The organism is Prochlorococcus marinus XMU1402 (assembly GCF_017696205.1).
Taxonomy (GTDB): Bacteria; Cyanobacteriota; Cyanobacteriia; order PCC-6307; family Cyanobiaceae; genus Prochlorococcus_A; species Prochlorococcus_A marinus_AC.
This window is the reverse complement of sequence record NZ_JAAORD010000002.1, coordinates 592,373-610,948: the sequence shown is the minus strand read 5'-3', so window position 1 is coordinate 610,948 and position 18,576 is coordinate 592,373. Positions and strand designations below refer to the sequence as shown.

Below are 18,576 nucleotides of genomic sequence, written 5' to 3'. Positions count from 1 at the left end.
CCCTGGCCTCCTTAAATAATGGATTTTTTAAAAAACTAGCACTGAAATTGAAATAAAAACTACTTTTACGTTGAAACTTTAAAGACAAAAAAAATTTATTTTATCAAAATTCCTTAAAATCAACTGATACGAGGGGGTTTTATAAGAATATAAAAATTTCTAAAATTTTGAGTTTTTTTTAAAATGTTATAAAAATCAATATTTTATTTATTTTTTTATGAGGTCAATTTGCGAACGATTATTTGCTACATCTAATTTATATTTTGAGTAAGAACCATCCTCTTTCATGATCCAAGAATAGTAATCATCTTTAATGTAGATTTGTAAAAGCGTGTGTATTTGATTTTTTAATTCATACTCTTCTATTGGAGTAATAGCTTCTATCCTTCTATCAAGGTTTCTTCTCATCCAATCTGCACTACCAATAAAAACTTCATGATCATTATCATTGCAAAACCAAAAAATTCTTGAGTGTTCAAGAAAATGTCCAATAATGCTTATAACCTGAATATTTTCACTTAAATTTTTTCTTTGTGGGTATAAACAACAAATACCTCTTACGATAAGACTAATTTTTACACCTGCGTTAGAAGCTAAATAAAGAAGTTTAATTATTTCCGGGTCTACTAAAGAATTCATTTTTGCAATTATTTCAGCTTTTTTTCCTTCTTCTGCATTTTTAATTTCTCTTTTTATGAGAAAAATAAATTTCTCTCTCATCGATGAGGGAGAAACTAATAACTTTTTATATCGTTTTTGTTTAGAAAATCCTGATAAGTAATTAAATAACTCAAGTAAATCTGAAGCAATATCAGGATCAGTTGAAAGTAATCCTAAATCTGTATAAAATCTCGAAGTATTAGAGTTATAATTCCCTGTCCCAATATGAAAGTAATTTCTTAATCGTCCTTTTTCTTTTCTAACTACTAAAGCAATTTTTGTATGTGTTTTAAATCCTATGATTCCATATACAACATGAATTCCAGCTTGTTCAAGTTGTTTTGCCCATTGAATATTATTATCCTCATCAAATCTTGCTTTTAGTTCAACAAGAGTCATTACTTCTTTCCCATTTTCTGCTGCTCTCATTAGAGCCGAGATTATAGGTGAATCTTTTGAAACTCTATATAAAGTAATTTTTATAGCCATCACAAGCGGATCATCAGCTGCCCTGTTAATAAATTCTTCAACTGAAGTTTTAAATAAATCGTAAGGATGATGAAGCAGAATATTTTTTTTCCTAATTATTTTGAAAATAGAATTTAAATTTTTGTTTGAAGGCGAATCTAAATTTTTTAAATCCTGATGAGTTTTCCCAATTAGCAGATTTTCTTTTAAGTCATCTCTATTAATCTTTGTCAGCTGATTTAAATCGTCAAGGCCTAATAAACTTTTGCAAAAGTATATATATTCTTTTTGTATTGAGATACTTTCAATAAGTAATTTGAGAATGTTTTGTGGAATATCTGATTTAACTTCTAATCTAACTACGTCTCCTCCTAATCTTCTTTTCTGTAAGCTTTTTTCAACTGCTAAGAGAAGATCATCAGCTTCAAGTTCTTTTAATTCTAAATCTGCATCTCTAGTTACTCTAAAAAAAGAGTAATTTATACATTCCATTCCGTTAAATAATGCATTTATGTTATTCCCAATTAAATCTTCAACACTTATGAAAAAGTGAGAAATTTCATCACTACTTTGAATGATTTCATTGGGAATTTGTATAAATCGATTAATATTTTTTGTTGGTATTTTTATTCTGACAAACTGATTTTTCGTATCCTCCCTATCTTTAATTAAAGCTGCTATGTTTAGGCTTAAATTACTTATAAATGGGAATGGATGTGCTGGATCAACAACTAATGGTGTTAATAAAGGAAATATAGATGAAGTGAAGAAGTTATTACACCAATTTTTTTGATTTTCAGTTAGGTCCTTATAATTTTTTAAAAATACACCCTGCTTTTTTAGTTTATTATTTACTAAATCATTTACAAAGTTTTCTTGAAGGTCAGTTAAATTTTTTACTTCTTTGTTTATTTTTGTTAATTGCTCTTTAGGGCTGAGTCCGTCAATACTTGTTTTTGTAATTCCTGCTTCAACTTGAGCTTTTAATGAAGCTACTCTTACCATATAAAATTCATCAAGATTATTGCTAAAAATCGAACAAAATTTTACTTGATCTAGAATTTTGTACTCTTTTTCCATGCCAGTTAGGAGTACTCTTTTATTGAATTCAATCCAACTTAATTCTCTATTTATAAAAACATTAGCTTGGCTTTTCATTAAATAACTTTTGATTTTTGTTTGTTCAAAGAATTATTATTTTTACCCTCTGCAATAAGGTATATCATGAAAATTAAGATAATGGAACCTGCTATAAAAGGGGATTTAGGGCCAAAACTATCATATACTTTTCCAGCCATTGCAATTCCTAAAACACCTCCAAGACTTTGAAGGCCTTGAAGGTTACTTAGAATCGAGCCTTGTTTATCAACGTCTAATTTCTTTGATATTAATGCTCTTAAGGTAGGTGTAATTAATCCAGCTCCAACGGCTAAGAATGAAACAGCTGAATAAATATTAATTATTGCATTTTCTTTTGGAGCAGTTATTAAAAGTGAGCATGCTACAAGAATGAAGCTTGATCCAATTAGAGTTAATCTCATTTCTCCAAATTGCTTTACTAGAGGCCCAATCAGTCCTCCCTGAACAATAATTGCAATAATTCCTACTACCACAAGAGTTCCACTTGATGCTTTTGTCGTCCAGCCCAAAGATTCTTGAAGGAAAAATATCAAGATATTGGTTAATCCAGTAAAAGCAATAAAGTAAATAAAAAAAGCTAATGATAATTTTTTAATCTTTTCTTCTTTGAAAACTTTAAATAGCTCTTTTAAAGGGTTTTTAAAAAAAGTTTTTGAATTATTAGAGGCATTATTAGGTTTCGTTTCTGGTAAGTAAAAAAATACTAGGAGAAAATTTATTATTGGAATGATTGAGGCTATCAAAACAGGAATAATAAAATTATTATTTGTATTTTTTGCAAAAATTACAACAAAAATATTTCCTAAGAAAAAACTTAATCCAAAAGCTACACCAATAAGACCAAATGTCTTGGCTCTTTTTTCAGGGGTTGAAATATCTGCAAGAATGGTTGTTGCAGTAGCTGCAGTTCCCCCACTTAAGCCGTCAATAAGTCTCGCAAGGAATAAGAAAAATAAAGGTATAGAGGCTATTGAATTTGACCAGTTAAAAAGAACCGTAAAAGATAATATTGATATTCCAATTATTGAGCCTGTAATACAAAAAAGAGTGACAGGCCTTCTGCCGTATCTATCACTCATAAGTCCGATAAAAGGGGAAGCTGTAAATTGAGCTAGTTGATAAGTACACGATAATAAGCCATATGTACTGGCTTTAGAGTCAAACAGTAAAACAAAAGAAGGTAAAATAGGCAAAAGTATACTTTCACTTAATCGATCATTTAGAAGAGTTACAAAAGCACTTAGGAGAGTAAATTTTTTATTTGGTTTCAATAAACTTTCTTTCACAATATTTACCTTCATTGCGTTTAACTTCTACTACCATACTTGTTAATGGAGATTAATGTGTCTGGTATCGTTTATTTAGTTGGAGCAGGTCCTGGTGATCCCGAGCTTTTAACTCTTAAAGCTTTACGTTTAATAAAAAATTGTGATGCATTAGTGCATGATGCACTAATTCCAGATGAAATAATTAATGAAGCTGGAAAGAATACAGAAATTTATCATGTCGGAAAAAGAGCTGGAAAGTGTTCTGTACCTCAGGCTGAAACTAATGCTCTTATTTTGCAATTGGCTAAAGAAGGTAAGAATGTTGTAAGGCTTAAAGGGGGAGATCCATTCGTTTTTTCTAGGGGTGGTGAAGAGGTATCGATTTTAGAAAAAAGTGGAATTTCAGTTGAAATAGTACCCGGTATTACTTCTGGGATTGCTGCTTCCACATATTTTGGTATTCCACTGACCCATAGAGATGCTGCTAGTTCTGTAACTTTCGTCACTGGACATGAGCATGTAGATAAGGAAAAAAAGAAAGTGAATTGGAGAGATTTAGCCAAATCTTCAGATAGTTTAGTTATTTTTATGGGTATAAAAAATATTGAATTTATTGTTGAAGAATTAATTTTAGGTGGTTTATGTAAGGATACAAAATGTGCTGTAATTCAAGAAGCTACTTTGAAAAATCAAAAATGTTTCATAGAGAAATTAGATAATCTCGCAGATAAAATCAAAGATAAAGAATTTTTAGCTCCATCAATTATCATTATTGGAAAAATTGTTGAATTTAAGGTCAACAACAATATAACTAAAGTATCCGATGTCTACTTACCAGATATTAATAAAGTTCAATTATATAATAAATCCCAAAAGTAAATTGGATCGAATTTAGGTTTAAGTTTTAAATTATTAACTTGATTAATTTGTCTGCAAGATAAACTATTTATTGCAATTACTATGTCATCATTTTGAAATTTTGGAGATATTAATTCCTCTTTTACAATTTTTAATTCTAAAGCTTTAGAAACCATTATCCCCTCTAAACAGCCACTCTCTTTTCTTGGTGTTATCCATTGATTATTTCTTCTAATTAGAAGATTAAAAGTACTTCCACAACAAAGTTCGCCTGACGTATTCAACAGAATAGAATCATCAAATGATTTTTCATTAGCCTCTGTCAAAACTTGTATTGCTTGATTATATGAAAATGTTTTGCATTTACTAATAAGACTGAATTCATTTCTTTTTTCCGTTTGACTAATAAAAACGCTTATTGGATTGAAATTTGGTTTTATTCTATAGAACTCAAGCCATAAATTATCTAAATCTTTTGTCTCTAGAGTGCTATCAATTGTTAGTTTTCGACCCTCATTAGTTCCTCGACTATAGTTTATTCTTACTGAAGCAAATTGATCATTCTTAAGCGATAATTTTTTAATTCCATCATTAATAAGTTGTCTCAAAGTTAGTTTATTTATTTTGAGATTAATATTTAAAATTTTGCTACTTTTTTCTAACCTTTTCAGATGTTCATCAAAAAGAACAAGTTTGTTTTCCTTGATCAATATGGTTTCAAATACACCATCAGCAAATTTTAATCCTCTATTATTAGCAGCAATAAATATTCTATTAATATCTGACCATTGATCTTTGTACCAGCCAAATGTTTCTATCATTTTAGTGAATCAATTAATGGTAAAAGTTTCCACTTTAGTTCATTAGTTTCCTCTTCAGGATTAGAGTCAATAACTATGCCGCAACCAGCGAATATATTGATTTTTTTGTCTTTAATTAAAAATGATCTTATGAGTATATTGCTGTCAAATTCTCCATTCCAGTCAAGCTTCAAAAATGAGCCACAGTATGGTCCGCGTTCGCATTCTTCTAATTCAAAAAGTCTTTGGCATGATCTTAATTTAGGTGCTCCAGTTATAGAGCCCCCAGGCCAAGAAGCTTTTAGTAAGTCAATCCAGTTCTTGTCTTTTTTTAATTTGCCTCTGACTACTGAAGTTAGATGATGAACTTTTAAGAAACTTTCAAGTTTTAATATTTCTGGAACCATAATGCTTCCTGTTTCGCAAACTTTACTTAAATCATTTCTTATGAGGTCAACGATCATGATATTTTCGGCTCTATCTTTTTCGTTCGTTATTAAATCTATAGCATTAAGTGCGTCCTGATTTAAATCTTTATCTCTTGATCTAGTCCCTTTGATAGGTCTTGATTCTACAAAATTTTTATTATCTATTTTTATAAATCTTTCTGGCGAGGTAGATAATACCGCCTCTTTATAAATATCATTATTATTTACTATTATTCCTCCAAAGGGAGCTCTTAATTTCCTTCTTATTTTTAAATAAATATCAAGAGGACTATAGTTTTTATAACATTCAATTTCGCATTTAGTTGTTAGGTTTGCTTGAAATAAATCCCCTAAAGAAATTAATTTTTTCAATTTTAAAATATTTTTCTGAAATTTTTCAGCCATTTTGTCCAAATTAATTTTTGAAAAATCAAAATTCAAATTTGTTTTAATAATATTTTCTTCTTTAATAGTTCTTATATTGTTGATTATATTTTTATAACTCATGAGTTCATCTGAGTTTGTGCCTTCGATAATTATTTCATTTTTTATTAGATTACATTTAATGATTGGATCATATGATGCAATCCATAAAGTTGCCATATCAGATTGTCGCCATGGGTTTTTTGGTTCTATGTATGCTCCAGCTTCATAACTTAACCATCCGATCCAAAATCCTTTTTCAATATTTTTTAAATTGTTAAAGGGATTATTAGTTTTGTCTAAGTTATTAATATCTCTTGATTGAATTATTTTTTTAGGTTTAATTCCTATTATTGACCATTCCCCATTTTCTTTACCATCACTGTCTAGCCAAGCTAATCCTTTATCTCCGAATTTTTTTGTTAGATGATAAGCAATCAGTGCTGGATCTATCCATTTTTCTAGAATTATTTTTTTTATTTTCATTTTTTATTATTGTTTTTAAGCCATTTTTCAAAAGCGGCATTTCTAATTCTGCAGCTATCACACTTACCGCATGGTTTTGAATTACCCGAATAACAACTCCATGTTTTATCTAAAGGGACATGATTGTCAAAAGCTAATTTAATGATTTCTTCTTTATTTAAATCTAATAGCGGTGTCCAAAGTTTTATTGGATTATTTTCTCTTCCTCTTTTATTGGCTAAATCTGCTAATTCTTGAAATTTTTTTATGTAGTCAGGTCTGCAATCTGGATAACCAGAATAATCCAGTGCATTAACTCCTAATCCTATAAAATCAGCATCTATTGCTTCGGCATAACTTAGTGCAACGGAAATAAATATAGTATTTCTACCAGGAACATAAGTATTAGGAATTTTATTGGTTTTTACTCCTTCTGTAGGAATATTTTTTTTTCTATCAGTTAATGACGAGCCTCCCCACAAAGACAAGTCAAGCTTAATTATTTTAAATTCTTCGATATCAAAGTGTTTTGCAATTATTGATGCAGAATTTAATTCTTTTTTATGGCGTTGACCGTAGTCAAATGAAAGGCCAAAAATTTTAGCTTCGGATTTTTTTGCGATACCAGTAACTGTAGAAGAATCTAAACCTCCAGATAATAAAACTACTATCGATTTATTTTTAAGAGTCATATGATTTCATTTAATTTTTAAGTATTTGTGAGTTTGAAGGCTCAATTTCCAATCGGGGTTATTTTTTACGAAATCAATAGCAAGAGAAAACCCATTCTTATTGTTCCATGCTGGCTGTAAATAAAAAATTTTTTCTTCTTTTTTTAAGCCATCCTCGCTTTTAGAAAGTTGATGTTGTTTTAAAGTTTCTTTTTTTATTTGAATAGCAAATTCAATATCTTCTATTTCATTTATGATTATTTTGATTTCATTACAGTTTTTTAAAAAATAATCTTTTGGAGGTGAGTGTCTTTTAGGAGATAAAGTAATCCAGTCATAACTTCCTGATATCGAATTAACTCCACTTGTCTCAATATGAATTTTCATTGAGTTTTGTTCTTTTCCCATAGTCATTTTTTTTATGGCTTTGCAAAAATTATCCAAGTTATGTTGTAAAGGTTCTCCACCTGTAATAACGCAAAAAGATGCTCCTTTTTCTCTGGCAATTTTTATGCGATCTATTATTTTTTCAATTGATATTGAAGGGTGTTTTTTCTCATCCCATGAATTCTTGGTATCACACCACGAACATCCAACTTTACATCCGGCTAATCTTACAAAAAAAGCACTTTTTCCAACGTGATAACCTTCACCTTGTAATGAATGAAATTGTTCAACTAAGGGTAAAAAATTTGTCATTTTTTCATTCAAAAAAATAAAGAATATTAATTTGATTGAGTTAACTTTTCTTGAGAGGCTTTTATTAAACCTTTAAATAATGGATGAGGTTTGCCAGGTCGTGATAAAAACTCAGGATGATATTGACATGCTAAGAAGTAAGGATGATTTTCTAACTCAATTAACTCAACTAATCTTCCATCTGGTGATGTACCACTAATTTTGTATCCAGAATCTAAAAAACTTTGTTTGTAGTAATTATTAAATTCGTATCTATGTCGATGTCTCTCATAAATAACATCCTCATCATATAATTTTTTCCCAGTTGTATTTTTTGTCAATCTACATGGATAAACTCCAAGTCTCATTGTCCCACCTAAATCAACTACATCTTCCTGTTCTGGTAATAAATGTATAACTGGATTGGGAGTGTTTGGGTCTAGTTCTGCACTAGATGCATCTGGAAGATTAGCTATATTTCTGGCCCATTCTATAACTGCACATTGCATACCAAGGCACAGACCTAAAAAGGGAATTTTATTTTCTCTTGCGAATTTTATAGCCGAAATTTTTCCATTGACTCCTCTATTGCCAAATCCCCCTGGAACGACAATTGCATCAACTTCGTTTAGGTAAGTTTCTGCTGAATTTTTTTCTATCATTTCGGCACTTACCCAATGTAAGTCTAATAAAGCCTTGTGTTCAATGCATGCATGTCTTAAAGCTTCAACAACTGACAAATATGCATCTCCAAGTTCAATGTATTTTCCTACGAGAGCAACTTTGATTGGAGCTCCAGGATTTCTTAGATTGTGTATTAGCTGTTCCCAATTTTTCAAATCACATTTTTTATCTTCAAGGTCCAAATACTTCAGGGTTTCTTTGCATAAACCTTCTTTTTTTAAAGAGAGAGGTACAGAATAAATACTGTCTGCGTCTAAAGCTTCAATTACAGAGTTGAAACTGACACCGCAAAAACCACTAAGCTTCTTTTTAAGAGCTTCATTGATAGATTTATCACTTCGGCATACAAGTAAATCTGGCTGAATTCCAATTGATCTTAATTCTTTCACTGAATGTTGTGTTGGTTTAGTTTTTATTTCGCCGGAGGTTTTGATGTAAGGAAGTAACGTTACGTGTATGTATGCAACATCGTTCCTGTTGACATCATTTTTGAATTCTCTTATTGCCTCTAAAAAAGGTAAAGATTCAATATCACCAACGGTTCCACCAATTTCAGTAATAATAATATCTGCATTGCTGTTGGCGGCTACTCTATGAATTCTCTCTCTTATTTCTCCAGTTATGTGAGGTATTACTTGCACAGTCCCACCGTTATAACTACCTCTTCTTTCTTTATTGATAACTGCTTGATAAATAGATCCCGTAGTCACACTATTTAACCTAGTCATTGCAGTATCAGTAAACCTTTCATAGTGACCTAAATCTAGATCGGTTTCAGCCCCATCTTCGGTTACAAAAACTTCTCCATGTTGGAAAGGGCTCATTGTTCCTGGATCAACATTTAGATATGGATCTAGTTTTAATATTGAAACACTATATCCTCTAGACTTTAATAATCTTCCTAAGCTTGCAGCTACAATTCCTTTACCAATGCTAGAAACTACTCCTCCGGTGACAAATACAAATTTTGACATTAAATATTTTTAATTAAGCACGTCCTCCTTATATTTTATTTAAACAAAAAACTTTTAGAACATCCATATATATTCTTATTCATCAATTGTTATTTCAATATCTAATTCTTTTAATTGTGATTCAGAGACATTTGAAGGTGCATTTGTTAGAAGACATTTTGCTTGTTGATTTTTTGGAAAAGCAATGGTTTCTCTGATTGAATCTGCGCCAATGATAAGCATGGTAATACGATCCAATCCAAACGCTATTCCACCATGAGGAGGAGCACCCATCTCTAAGGCTTCTATTAAAAATCCAAATTTTTCATCAATCTCTTTATCAGTAAGTCCTACTGTTTTCAAAACCTCTCGTTGTAAGTTCGCTTCATGAATACGTAAAGACCCCCCTCCCAACTCCAATCCATTAAGAACTAAGTCATAAGCATTTGCTGTAGAGCTCTCAATTTCTTTTTTCAAGTTTTCAGAATCTTTAGATTTTATATTTTTTGGAGAACAAAAAGGATGATGTAAAGCTTCATATCTTTTTTCCTCTTCGTTTATCTCAAACATAGGGAAATCAGTTACCCATAAGAAATTCCATTTACTTTTATCTATGAGATTTAAGTCTTTTGCGATGTATTGTCTCACCCTATCTAACGACTGATTGACAATTTGTTTATCTCCAGCTCCTAAAAGGATTAAGTCTCCATCTTTTGCTTCTGTGATTCTTAAAATATCAGCTATATGCTCTTCACTTAAATTATTTTTAATTGCCCCAATAGTCTCAAGCTCATCTCCTTTGACCCTTATAAATGCCAAACCACCAGCTCCTGCATCTTGAGCTACTTGGAAGATATCACCTCCTGGTTTAATTCTTACGTTGCTAATACTTGAATTACCTCCTTTGACTGTTATGGATTTTATATAACCTCCAGACTTAATTGCTTTGGTAAAAATATTAAATCCAATATCACCTAATACTTTTCCTAAATCTTTTAATAACATTTGATATCTAGTATCTGGTCTATCAGTGCCGTAATTATCCATTGCTGATTGCCATGACATTCTTGGAAAAGCATTATCAAAATTAATATTTAATACTTCTTTCCATATTTTTTTTATAAGACTTTCATTAAAAGAAATTATTTCTTCTTCAGTAACAAAGCTCATCTCAATATCTAATTGAGTAAACTCTGGCTGTCTATCTGCCCTTAAGTCTTCATCACGGAAACATTTTGCGATTTGATAATACTTGTCCAAGCCTCCAACCATTAAAAGTTGTTTAAATAGTTGTGGGGATTGAGGTAGAGCAAAAAATTCTCCATTCGAAAGACGAGCAGGAACAAGAAAATCGCGAGCGCCTTCTGGGGTTGATTTTGTAAGTACTGGAGTCTCTACTTCTGTAAATCCAAAATTATCAAGAAATTCTCTAGCAACTTTAATGATCTTATGTCTTGTTTTTAAATTTTCTAGTAATTTTCCCCTTCTTAAATCTAGATATCTATATTTTAATCTGAGTTCCTCTTTTGTATTTTCATAATCATGTATAGACACTGGAAAAGGTAAGTTTTTTTTAATTTGATTGAGAATTTGTAAATCTTTAACCTTAAGTTCTAACTCTCCAGTACTTAAATTTTTATTTATTGAATCTCTGGGCCTTTCATTAATAATTCCGCTAACCATTATTACCGTCTCATTTCTTAGAGTTTCTGCCTGTTTAAATAGATTTGCTCCATCATCAGGGTTAATTGTTATTTGTAAGAATCCACTATGGTCTCTTAAATCAATAAAAATTACACCTCCATGATCTCGTCTTCTATCTACCCATCCGCATAGATTAACTAATTTACCAATATCTGTATTATTGAGTTCTTTGCAAATTTTGTTTCTCATCTAAGTATGATTTATTGATCAATAACTTATAATAATTCTTTAAGGGTGTATTTTGTTAATAATTCTTTTTATAAAAAGCTCTTTTTGTTATAACACCTTTGAATTTTTTGCCTCTTATTAATATTTGAACTTCATTATTTATTGAGGCATGCGTAGTATTTATGTATGCAAAAGCTATAGCTTGTTGTTTAGTTGGAGACCAACTTCCGCTAGTGATAGTTCCAATATTTTCTTCACCTTTAAGTACTGCGCAACCTTTTCTCCCTATTGCTTTACCTTCTATAGAGAGGCCAACTAACTTTTTTTGAATGCCTAATCTTGACTGATTTTCAAGAAATGTTCTTCCAAAGAATTCATGATTATTTTCTAGATGTACTAGCCAGCCTAACCCTGCTTCATATGGAGAAGTTTCTTCATTTATGTCTTGACCATAAAGATGCATGCCTGCTTCAAGTCTAAGAGTATCTCTAGCTCCTAAACCACAAGGCGTAACATTTCTAGAAATTGAGAAATCCCATAAATTTATTGCTGCTTTTTTAGATAAAAGTATTTCTAGACCATCTTCCCCTGTATATCCTGTCTTGGAAAAGAAGATTTTTTCTTTAGGCGAAATATGTTCAAAAATTTTAAATTCGCATCCAAAGTGAGGGATATGTGAGATCGAAGATTCAATCCATTCTTCAAATAAATCGAATGAGTTTTTTCCCTGTAGTGCTAAAAGTACTTTGTCTTTTTTAAAGTTTGTTATCGAAATTTTATATTTATTTAAATTATTTTTTATCCACTGAAAATCTACTTTATATCTACTTGCATTAACTATTAACAATAATTCTGATATGCCATTTTTTTGTAAACCAAGGTCATAAATTATTAGGTCATCAATTATTCCTCCTTTATCATTGAGCATTACAGTATAAAGCCCTTGACCTTCAGAGAAGGAGTATAAATTAGTAGGAAAAAATTTTTGAATATAATCCTTTGGATTAATTCCCTTAATAGAGATTACACCCATGTGAGAAATATCAAAAATTCCTGCTGAAGATCTAACTGATTCATGCTCTTTAATTAATCCTGAAAATGATATGGGCATTTCCCAGCCTGCAAAATCCACTAATTTTGCATTGGATTGAACATATTTTGAATACAGAGGACTTTTAAGCAAATCCATGAAATATTTATTTTGTATTTAGTATTTTTATACTTTAGTTTAGAAATTTTTTATTGCATATTTTCTAATGACAAAATTAAGCTTCTAAGTACTTTGGCTGCAACTATGCTGCTAACTCCGCTTTTGTCAATTTCTGGAGATAATTCCACAATATCTGAAGCCACAATTCTAAAATCTTTTAAAGTTTTGAGGATTTCTTCAAAATCATTCCAAAAAAATCCTCCTGGTTCTGGAGTTCCTGTTCCTGCTAATAAACTAGGATCAAACCAATCTAAATCTATTGTTAAATATATTGGAGACTTAGAGTATGGCACAAGAGCTTGTTTTAACTCTTTTGCATTTCCGCCTGGACAAAAGTTAACCAACTGTTTGTTATTATGCATAATTTGAAATTCTTCTTTAGTCCCACTTCTTATTCCTACTTGTAAAATTTTCTTTTTAGGTAGCACCTCTAAGCATCTTTTCATAGTACACGCATGACTATGTTTATTTCCTATGTATGATTCTCTTAAATCTGCATGAGCATCAAGTTGAACCAATATTAAATCTGGATATTTTTTTACTAATGCTTCAATAGCACCTCTGGTAATAGAGTGTTCACCTCCAAGCATAATAGGACTAAGTCGTTTATTAATTAAATAATTTGTTGCTGATTTAACCGATTCAATAACGGACTTTGAATCATTTTTATCAATTAGTATTGACCCAAAATCAACATACATAATTTCTTCTAAGTCTTTATTTAGTTTTGGACAATATGTTTCTAAACAAGAACTGACTTGTCTTATAGCTTCTGGACCAAATCTAGCTCCTGGTTTGAAAGAACATGTCCCATCATAATTGACTCCAAATATACCAATTGAGCAATTATCAGGGCTTCTTTTCGCACCCATAAAAATTGAATTTTCGTTATCAAATAAATTTTTTATCATTCTATGAATTAAGTTCTTTTATAATTTTATTTGGCATCATTTTAAATGCTGCATTTTGAAAATTTAAATTCCAAATTTCGCAACCTTTTTCTATTCTTAGTGCTTCATTGGAATTTTGCTTTGATAAATCTAAGACTTTTTCAGAAGCGAAGGTCCAACTCCAAATACCGCTTGGATATATAGGGACAAAAGAATACATAGTTTTAGAGACTCTAAAGATTTTTTTCAGGGTTTTCAAAATATTTACGTGAATATTTTTAAAGGATTCAGGGGATTCGCTTTGCGTTGCTAAAATACCATCTTTTGTAAGAATTCTTTTGCATTCTCTATAAAACGAATCTGAAAATAATAAATTTGAAAATTCTGAGGGATCTGAACAATCTATAAATATGACGTCGTAAAAATTATCTCTTGTTTTTTTTACCCATTGAACACCATCATCTATATGAATCTTTAATCTTTTATCATTCCATGCTTCGCCTCCAATCTCTTTTAAAAATTTTTTAGATATTTTGATTACTTCCTCATCAATCTCTACTAGATCAATTTTTGATATTTGAGAGTATTTAACGCATTCTCTTGCAGTACCCCCGTCTCCTCCACCAATAATTAGTATATTAGTTTTTTTGTTAATGCTATTCAATGCTGGATGAACAAGACACTCATGATAATATTTCTCATCTTTTAATGATGTCATCCAACAACCATCTAGCATTAAAGCTCTGCCATAATTTTCATTTTCAATGACAATAATTTCTTGATATTTCGAGTTTTGCTGAACTAGAATTTCACCATTTAGCCCGAATCTTGAGCCATTATGATATTCATCTATCCATGTTGAAACATGATTCATTTTCTTTTTAAGAATTTTTTCTTTTAAGTTTTTGTTTAGCTATTTGCCAAAGCCGTCGAAAGTCTTTAGGAGTTTGTTTTTTAATATTATCTCCTGCATGTTGTTCAATGATTGAAAATCTGTCTAAAAATTTTTTATTAGTTTTTTGAAGAGCTGATTCAGGATTTATTTTTAAAAAGTTTGAGAGATTCATAAGGGTAAAGTAAATATCCCCAAATTCATTTTTTATGTCTGAACCATTTTTACTGTTAATTGCTTCCTTTAATTCATTAATCTCTTCTTCTAACTTTTCAAAAATCTGATCGGTACTCTCCCATTTAAAACCATATTTTTTAACAACATTTGTGATTTTATCTGTTCCAACCATTGGAGGTAAATTTTTGATTTTCAAATTTAAATTTTTACTAATCGATGCCTCCATATGAGGTGCTTCTTTTTCTGAATTTTTAATATTTTCCCAAATCTGCTGCGATTTTTCTAGAGATACTTTTTCTTTTTTGTTGAAAATATATGGATGTCTATTAATAATTTTCGTGTTTAGATTTTTTATAACATCATTTAGTTTAAATTCTTTGTTTTCGTAACCGATTTCAGCATGAAGCATTACTTGTAATAAAAGATCTCCTAGCTCTTCACAAATGTTATCTGCCTTTTTTTCGTATATCGCATCTATAAATTCACTACTTTCTTCATGTAAAAATGGGATCAACGATTCATGAGACTGTATTTTCTGCCATGGGCATCCCCAAGTTTTATCTTTTAATGATTTGATATTAGATATTAAAATTTTAAAGTTCTCTATAGTTTCTAAATCGGAATTCTTTTGCAAGTTATATCTACCGTTTGAGGACATAGGATAAATTTTATTAATTCAATTTTGCCTCAATCATGAAATATTTAAATACTTAGTATAAATATTTCAACTTCATCCATTAGAATAGTCTATTATAAGGGCGATTAGCTCAGCGGTAGAGCGCCTGCCTTACAAGCAGGATGTCCCTGGTTCGAACCCTGGATCGCCCATTTATTATTTTTCTAATGACTGAGATCGTCAATCTTTCAATCAGTCAAAGCGCTACTTCAGAACTATCTAGGCAATCTTCTTTTGGAGGTTCCCCTAGAGAAATGTCAATTGATTTGGTTGAGGACAAAAATTGTTCCGAAGGATGGATGCATATTAAATTAAGGCCAGGTACATGTAATGGATCTCCTATTTCAAGAACAGAAGGAGTCACTTTATATGCGGATTTAAAAAAGTTCAATTTACTGAGAGATTTAAAATTAGATTATTACGGTGATCTGAGCGGTGGTGGATTTCTTATTTCAACACCAAAAAATGCTAAACGTTGTTCCTGTGGATCTGGCTTCAAACTTTTGGAGAATTAATGTGACTTTTTTGCAAACTAATATTATTTTCATTAATTGGCTGCTATCAAGATAAAATAAATAAAAAGATTCTAGAAAGAAAATTTACATATGACAGAGAGGAATGATCCATTACCTTTAAAGAATTATTCACCTTTTGAAGTAGAGAAAAAGTGGCAAGAAAAATGGGAAAGCTTAAAAGCGTTTAGTCCTAAACCTGAGGATGATGGCGAGCCTTTTTGTATTGTTATACCGCCGCCAAATGTAACTGGATCTTTGCATATGGGACATGCATTTAATACAGCGTTGATAGATGTTGTAGTTCGTTTTCAAAGACTTTTAGGGAAGAATGTTTTGTGTTTACCAGGAACTGATCATGCTTCAATAGCTGTTCAAACTATTCTTGAAAAACAATTAAAAAGCGAAGGTAAAACAAGCGAGGATATTGGAAGAGATGAATTTCTTAAAAGAGCATGGAATTGGAAAGAGCAAAGTGGTGGCAGAATAGTTTCTCAATTAAAAAGGATAGGATATTCAGTTGACTGGACTAGAGAAAGATTTACTCTGGATCAAAAATTAAATGAGGCAGTTGTTGAGGCTTTTAATATTCTTTATAAAAAGAATTTAATTTATAGAGGTGAATATTTAGTTAATTGGTGTCCTGAATCTCAATCTGCCGTTAGTGATCTTGAAGTTGAAATGCAAGAAGTAAATGGTCATTTATGGTATTTTAAATACCCTTTACTTTCTAAAAGTGGTGAACACTTAGATAAGTACTTAGAGATATCAACAACAAGACCAGAAACTCTTTTGGGTGATACTGCTGTCGTAGTAAATCCTGATGATGATAGATATAAAGAATTTATTGGTGCCAAAGTAAAAGTTCCTTTCGTTAATAGAGAAATACCTGTTATCGCTGACTCACATGTTGATAAAGATTTTGGTACTGGATGTGTCAAGGTTACTCCAGCCCACGATCCAAATGATTTTGCAATAGGGAAAAGGCATAATTTAAAACAGATTAATGTAATGAACAAAGATGGAACTTTAAATATAAATGCAGGCAAATTTCAAAATTTAGATAGATATGAGGCTAGAAAGAAAATTATCAAAGAATTGGATAACTTAGGCCTTTTGACAAAAATAGAAGAGTATAAACATACTGTTCCTTTTTCTGATAGAGGCAAGGTGCCAATTGAACCTTTATTGTCAACACAATGGTTTTTGAAAATGGATAATATATCTCAAGGATGTCTTAATGAAATTGATTCTAAAAAACCATCATTTATTCCTCCACGCTGGGAAAAAGTTTATAAGGATTGGCTAGAGAATATTAATGATTGGTGTATCAGTAGGCAATTATGGTGGGGTCACCAAATACCAGCATGGTACGTTTTAAATGATTCTCAAGACTCAATAGAACAAAATACTCCATTTGTAGTTGCAAGAAATGAAGAAGACGCCTTAATCAAAGCTAATAAAAAATTTGGATTAAATATTAAATTAGTTCGTGATAAAGATGTATTAGATACTTGGTTTTCAAGTGGTTTATGGCCTTTTTCAACCCTTGGTTGGCCAAATACAAATCATCCGGATTTTAAAAAATGGTATCCAAATAGTGTTCTTGTTACTGGTTTCGATATTATTTTCTTTTGGGTGGCGAGAATGACAATGATGGGAAATACTTTCACGAGTAATATTCCTTTCAAGGATGTGTATATTCATGGTCTAGTTCGAGATGAAAATAATAAAAAAATGAGTAAAAGTTCAGGTAATGGTATTGATCCAATACTTTTAATTGATAAATATGGTTCCGATGCTTTGCGATTCGCTTTAATCCGAGAAGTTGCAGGCGCTGGACAAGATATTCGGCTTGATTTTGATAGGAAAAAAGATACATCTTCAACTGTTGAAGCTTCAAGAAATTTTGCAAATAAATTATGGAATGCAACTAAATTTGTATTAATTAATAAAACTTCCAATAATAATTATTCGCTCAATGAGAATGATGAAACCTCTTTAGAATTATGTGATAAGTGGATTTTATCTAAATTGAATCAGGTCAATATAAAGGTCGCTGCTTTGTTGAAAGAATATAAATTGGGAGAATCTGCGAAACTATTATATGAATTTACATGGAATGATTTTTGTGACTGGTATGTAGAATTTGCTAAACAAAGGTTTAATAATAAAGAAAATAAAAATAGACAAATATCTGAAAAAGTTTTAATAAAAGTCCTCAATGATATTTTGGTAATGATTCATCCTTTTATGCCTCATATTACTGAAGAACTTTGGCATGCACTGCAACTAAAACCAAATAAAGCGTTATTATCTCTTCAAAAGTGGCCAACCCAAGAAAATAAATTTGTTGATAATAAGCTTGATAACTCCTTCCAAAAACTCTTTGAAATTATTAGATTGATTAGAAATTTGAGAGCTGAATTAGCCCTCAAGCCATCAGAAAAAGTTCCTGTTTACTTAATTTCAGATAATGATGAATTAATTTATTTTTTAAAAATTTTAGTTGATGATATTCAAACTTTATCTAAATCTTCTGAAGTACTTATTTTTAAAAATAATGAAGTTAATAAAAAAGATTTAGCAAAATCTTTTTCTGGGATAATTAGTGATTTAGAGGTTTATTTACCTTTTCATGATTTTGTAAATTTAGATGCATTAAAGGAAAGGTTAAACAAGGATTTAAAAAAGGTGAATATTGAGTTAGAAAATTTAAATAAGAGATTATCTAATAAAAATTTCGTTGATAAGGCTCCAAAAGATATTGTTGAGGAATGCAGATTTAAATTAAACGAAGGTTTGGTACAAATGGAGAGAATTACTAAAAAACTCGAACTTTTGAGTTAAG

Annotated in this window: 15 protein-coding genes and 1 tRNA gene; 4 read left to right on the top strand and 12 right to left on the bottom strand. The window is 30.5% G+C overall.

The window, feature by feature from the left end; all coding sequences use genetic code 11:
- Positions 1–207 precede the first annotated feature (207 nt).
- Together ppk1 and HA141_RS09520 are read right to left on the bottom strand one after the other, a co-directional pair.
- The gene (ppk1, locus tag HA141_RS09525; protein ID WP_209119153.1) at positions 208–2,286 is read right to left on the bottom strand and encodes a polyphosphate kinase 1; all 2,079 of its coding nucleotides are present in this window, start codon (positions 2,284–2,286) and stop codon (positions 208–210) included.
- Entirely contained in the window at positions 2,286–3,554 is a 1,269-nt protein-coding gene (locus HA141_RS09520; RefSeq protein ID WP_209119151.1) for an MFS transporter, read from the bottom strand. The genes ppk1 and HA141_RS09520 overlap by 1 nt, the downstream gene beginning before the upstream one ends.
- Before the next feature lie 57 nt (positions 3,555–3,611).
- Here HA141_RS09520 and cobA point away from each other — a divergent pair, with 57 nt between their 5' ends.
- On the top strand, positions 3,612–4,415 hold the full coding sequence (cobA, locus tag HA141_RS09515) for a uroporphyrinogen-III C-methyltransferase (protein ID WP_209119148.1): 804 nt from the start codon (positions 3,612–3,614) through the stop codon (positions 4,413–4,415).
- On the opposite strand, the gene HA141_RS09510 is transcribed toward cobA, so the two are convergent.
- The 10 genes from HA141_RS09510 to mazG all read right to left on the bottom strand — a co-directional run bounded on the left by HA141_RS09510 (position 4,388) and on the right by mazG (position 15,195).
- The gene (locus HA141_RS09510; protein ID WP_209119146.1) at positions 4,388–5,215 is read right to left on the bottom strand and encodes an aminotransferase class IV; all 828 of its coding nucleotides are present in this window, start codon (positions 5,213–5,215) and stop codon (positions 4,388–4,390) included. The genes cobA and HA141_RS09510 overlap by 28 nt on opposite strands.
- A complete protein-coding gene (locus tag HA141_RS09505; protein ID WP_209119143.1) occupies positions 5,212–6,531 on the bottom strand; it encodes an anthranilate synthase component I family protein in 1,320 nt (439 codons plus the stop codon). The genes HA141_RS09510 and HA141_RS09505 overlap by 4 nt, the downstream gene beginning before the upstream one ends.
- Positions 6,528–7,202 carry a 7-cyano-7-deazaguanine synthase QueC gene (queC, locus tag HA141_RS09500; RefSeq protein WP_209119141.1) on the bottom strand — a complete coding sequence of 225 codons (675 nt, stop codon included), beginning with the start codon at positions 7,200–7,202 and terminating at the stop codon, positions 6,528–6,530. The genes HA141_RS09505 and queC overlap by 4 nt, the downstream gene beginning before the upstream one ends.
- 6 nt (positions 7,203–7,208) lie before the next feature.
- Positions 7,209–7,880 (bottom strand): 7-carboxy-7-deazaguanine synthase QueE, encoded by a 672-nt coding sequence (locus HA141_RS09495; RefSeq protein WP_209119138.1) that lies wholly within the window; start codon positions 7,878–7,880, stop codon positions 7,209–7,211.
- A gap of 26 nt (positions 7,881–7,906) precedes the next feature.
- Positions 7,907–9,517: a CTP synthase gene (locus tag HA141_RS09490; RefSeq protein WP_209119136.1), complete on the bottom strand. Its 1,611-nt coding sequence runs from the start codon at positions 9,515–9,517 to the stop codon at positions 7,907–7,909.
- Between the two features lie 75 nt (positions 9,518–9,592).
- The gene (aspS, locus tag HA141_RS09485; protein WP_209119134.1) at positions 9,593–11,389 is read right to left on the bottom strand and encodes an aspartate--tRNA ligase; all 1,797 of its coding nucleotides are present in this window, start codon (positions 11,387–11,389) and stop codon (positions 9,593–9,595) included.
- A 55-nt stretch (positions 11,390–11,444) separates the two neighbouring features.
- Entirely contained in the window at positions 11,445–12,557 is a 1,113-nt protein-coding gene (gcvT, locus tag HA141_RS09480; RefSeq protein WP_209119132.1) for a glycine cleavage system aminomethyltransferase GcvT, read from the bottom strand.
- Positions 12,558–12,607: 50 nt separating this feature from the next.
- Entirely contained in the window at positions 12,608–13,489 is an 882-nt protein-coding gene (gene speB, locus HA141_RS09475) for an agmatinase (RefSeq protein WP_209119130.1), read from the bottom strand.
- Between the two features lies 1 nt (position 13,490).
- On the bottom strand, positions 13,491–14,342 hold the full coding sequence (gene speE / locus HA141_RS09470) for a polyamine aminopropyltransferase (RefSeq protein WP_209119127.1): 852 nt from the start codon (positions 14,340–14,342) through the stop codon (positions 13,491–13,493).
- A 7-nt stretch (positions 14,343–14,349) separates the two neighbouring features.
- A complete protein-coding gene (gene mazG, locus HA141_RS09465; protein ID WP_209119125.1) occupies positions 14,350–15,195 on the bottom strand; it encodes a nucleoside triphosphate pyrophosphohydrolase in 846 nt (281 codons plus the stop codon).
- Positions 15,196–15,293: 98 nt separating this feature from the next.
- On the opposite strand from mazG, the gene HA141_RS09460 reads away from it, so the two are divergent.
- The 3 genes from HA141_RS09460 (at position 15,294) to HA141_RS09450 (ending at position 18,575) form a co-directional block, all read left to right on the top strand.
- Positions 15,294–15,365 (top strand) — tRNA-Val (locus HA141_RS09460).
- Positions 15,336–15,728, top strand: a complete 393-nt coding sequence (locus HA141_RS09455) for an AIR synthase (protein ID WP_209119123.1) — start codon at positions 15,336–15,338, stop codon at positions 15,726–15,728. Before HA141_RS09460 ends, HA141_RS09455 begins: the two co-directional genes overlap by 30 nt.
- Before the next feature lie 90 nt (positions 15,729–15,818).
- Positions 15,819–18,575, top strand: a complete 2,757-nt coding sequence (locus tag HA141_RS09450; protein WP_209119120.1) for a valine--tRNA ligase — start codon at positions 15,819–15,821, stop codon at positions 18,573–18,575.
- The last annotated feature ends 1 nt before the right edge of the window (position 18,576 follow it).

What these genes read in the sequence shown, in the direction of transcription:
- queC (WP_209119141.1), bottom strand. Translation starts at nt 7,202, where the DNA reads ATGACTCTTAAAAATAAATCGATAGTAGTTTTATTATCTGGAGGTTTA.
- speB (WP_209119130.1), bottom strand. Translation starts at nt 13,489, where the DNA reads ATGATAAAAAATTTATTTGATAACGAAAATTCAATTTTTATGGGTGCG.
- HA141_RS09450 (WP_209119120.1), top strand. Translation starts at nt 15,819, where the DNA reads ATGACAGAGAGGAATGATCCATTACCTTTAAAGAATTATTCACCTTTT.
- HA141_RS09495 (WP_209119138.1), bottom strand. Translation starts at nt 7,880, where the DNA reads ATGACAAATTTTTTACCCTTAGTTGAACAATTTCATTCATTACAAGGT.
- HA141_RS09510 (WP_209119146.1), bottom strand. Translation starts at nt 5,215, where the DNA reads ATGATAGAAACATTTGGCTGGTACAAAGATCAATGGTCAGATATTAAT.
- ppk1 (WP_209119153.1), bottom strand. Translation starts at nt 2,286, where the DNA reads ATGAAAAGCCAAGCTAATGTTTTTATAAATAGAGAATTAAGTTGGATT.
- HA141_RS09505 (WP_209119143.1), bottom strand. Translation starts at nt 6,531, where the DNA reads ATGAAAATAAAAAAAATAATTCTAGAAAAATGGATAGATCCAGCACTG.
- HA141_RS09455 (WP_209119123.1), top strand. Translation starts at nt 15,336, where the DNA reads ATGTCCCTGGTTCGAACCCTGGATCGCCCATTTATTATTTTTCTAATG.
- aspS (WP_209119134.1), bottom strand. Translation starts at nt 11,389, where the DNA reads ATGAGAAACAAAATTTGCAAAGAACTCAATAATACAGATATTGGTAAA.
- HA141_RS09490 (WP_209119136.1), bottom strand. Translation starts at nt 9,517, where the DNA reads ATGTCAAAATTTGTATTTGTCACCGGAGGAGTAGTTTCTAGCATTGGT.
- speE (WP_209119127.1), bottom strand. Translation starts at nt 14,342, where the DNA reads ATGAATCATGTTTCAACATGGATAGATGAATATCATAATGGCTCAAGA.
- mazG (WP_209119125.1), bottom strand. Translation starts at nt 15,195, where the DNA reads ATGTCCTCAAACGGTAGATATAACTTGCAAAAGAATTCCGATTTAGAA.
- gcvT (WP_209119132.1), bottom strand. Translation starts at nt 12,557, where the DNA reads ATGGATTTGCTTAAAAGTCCTCTGTATTCAAAATATGTTCAATCCAAT.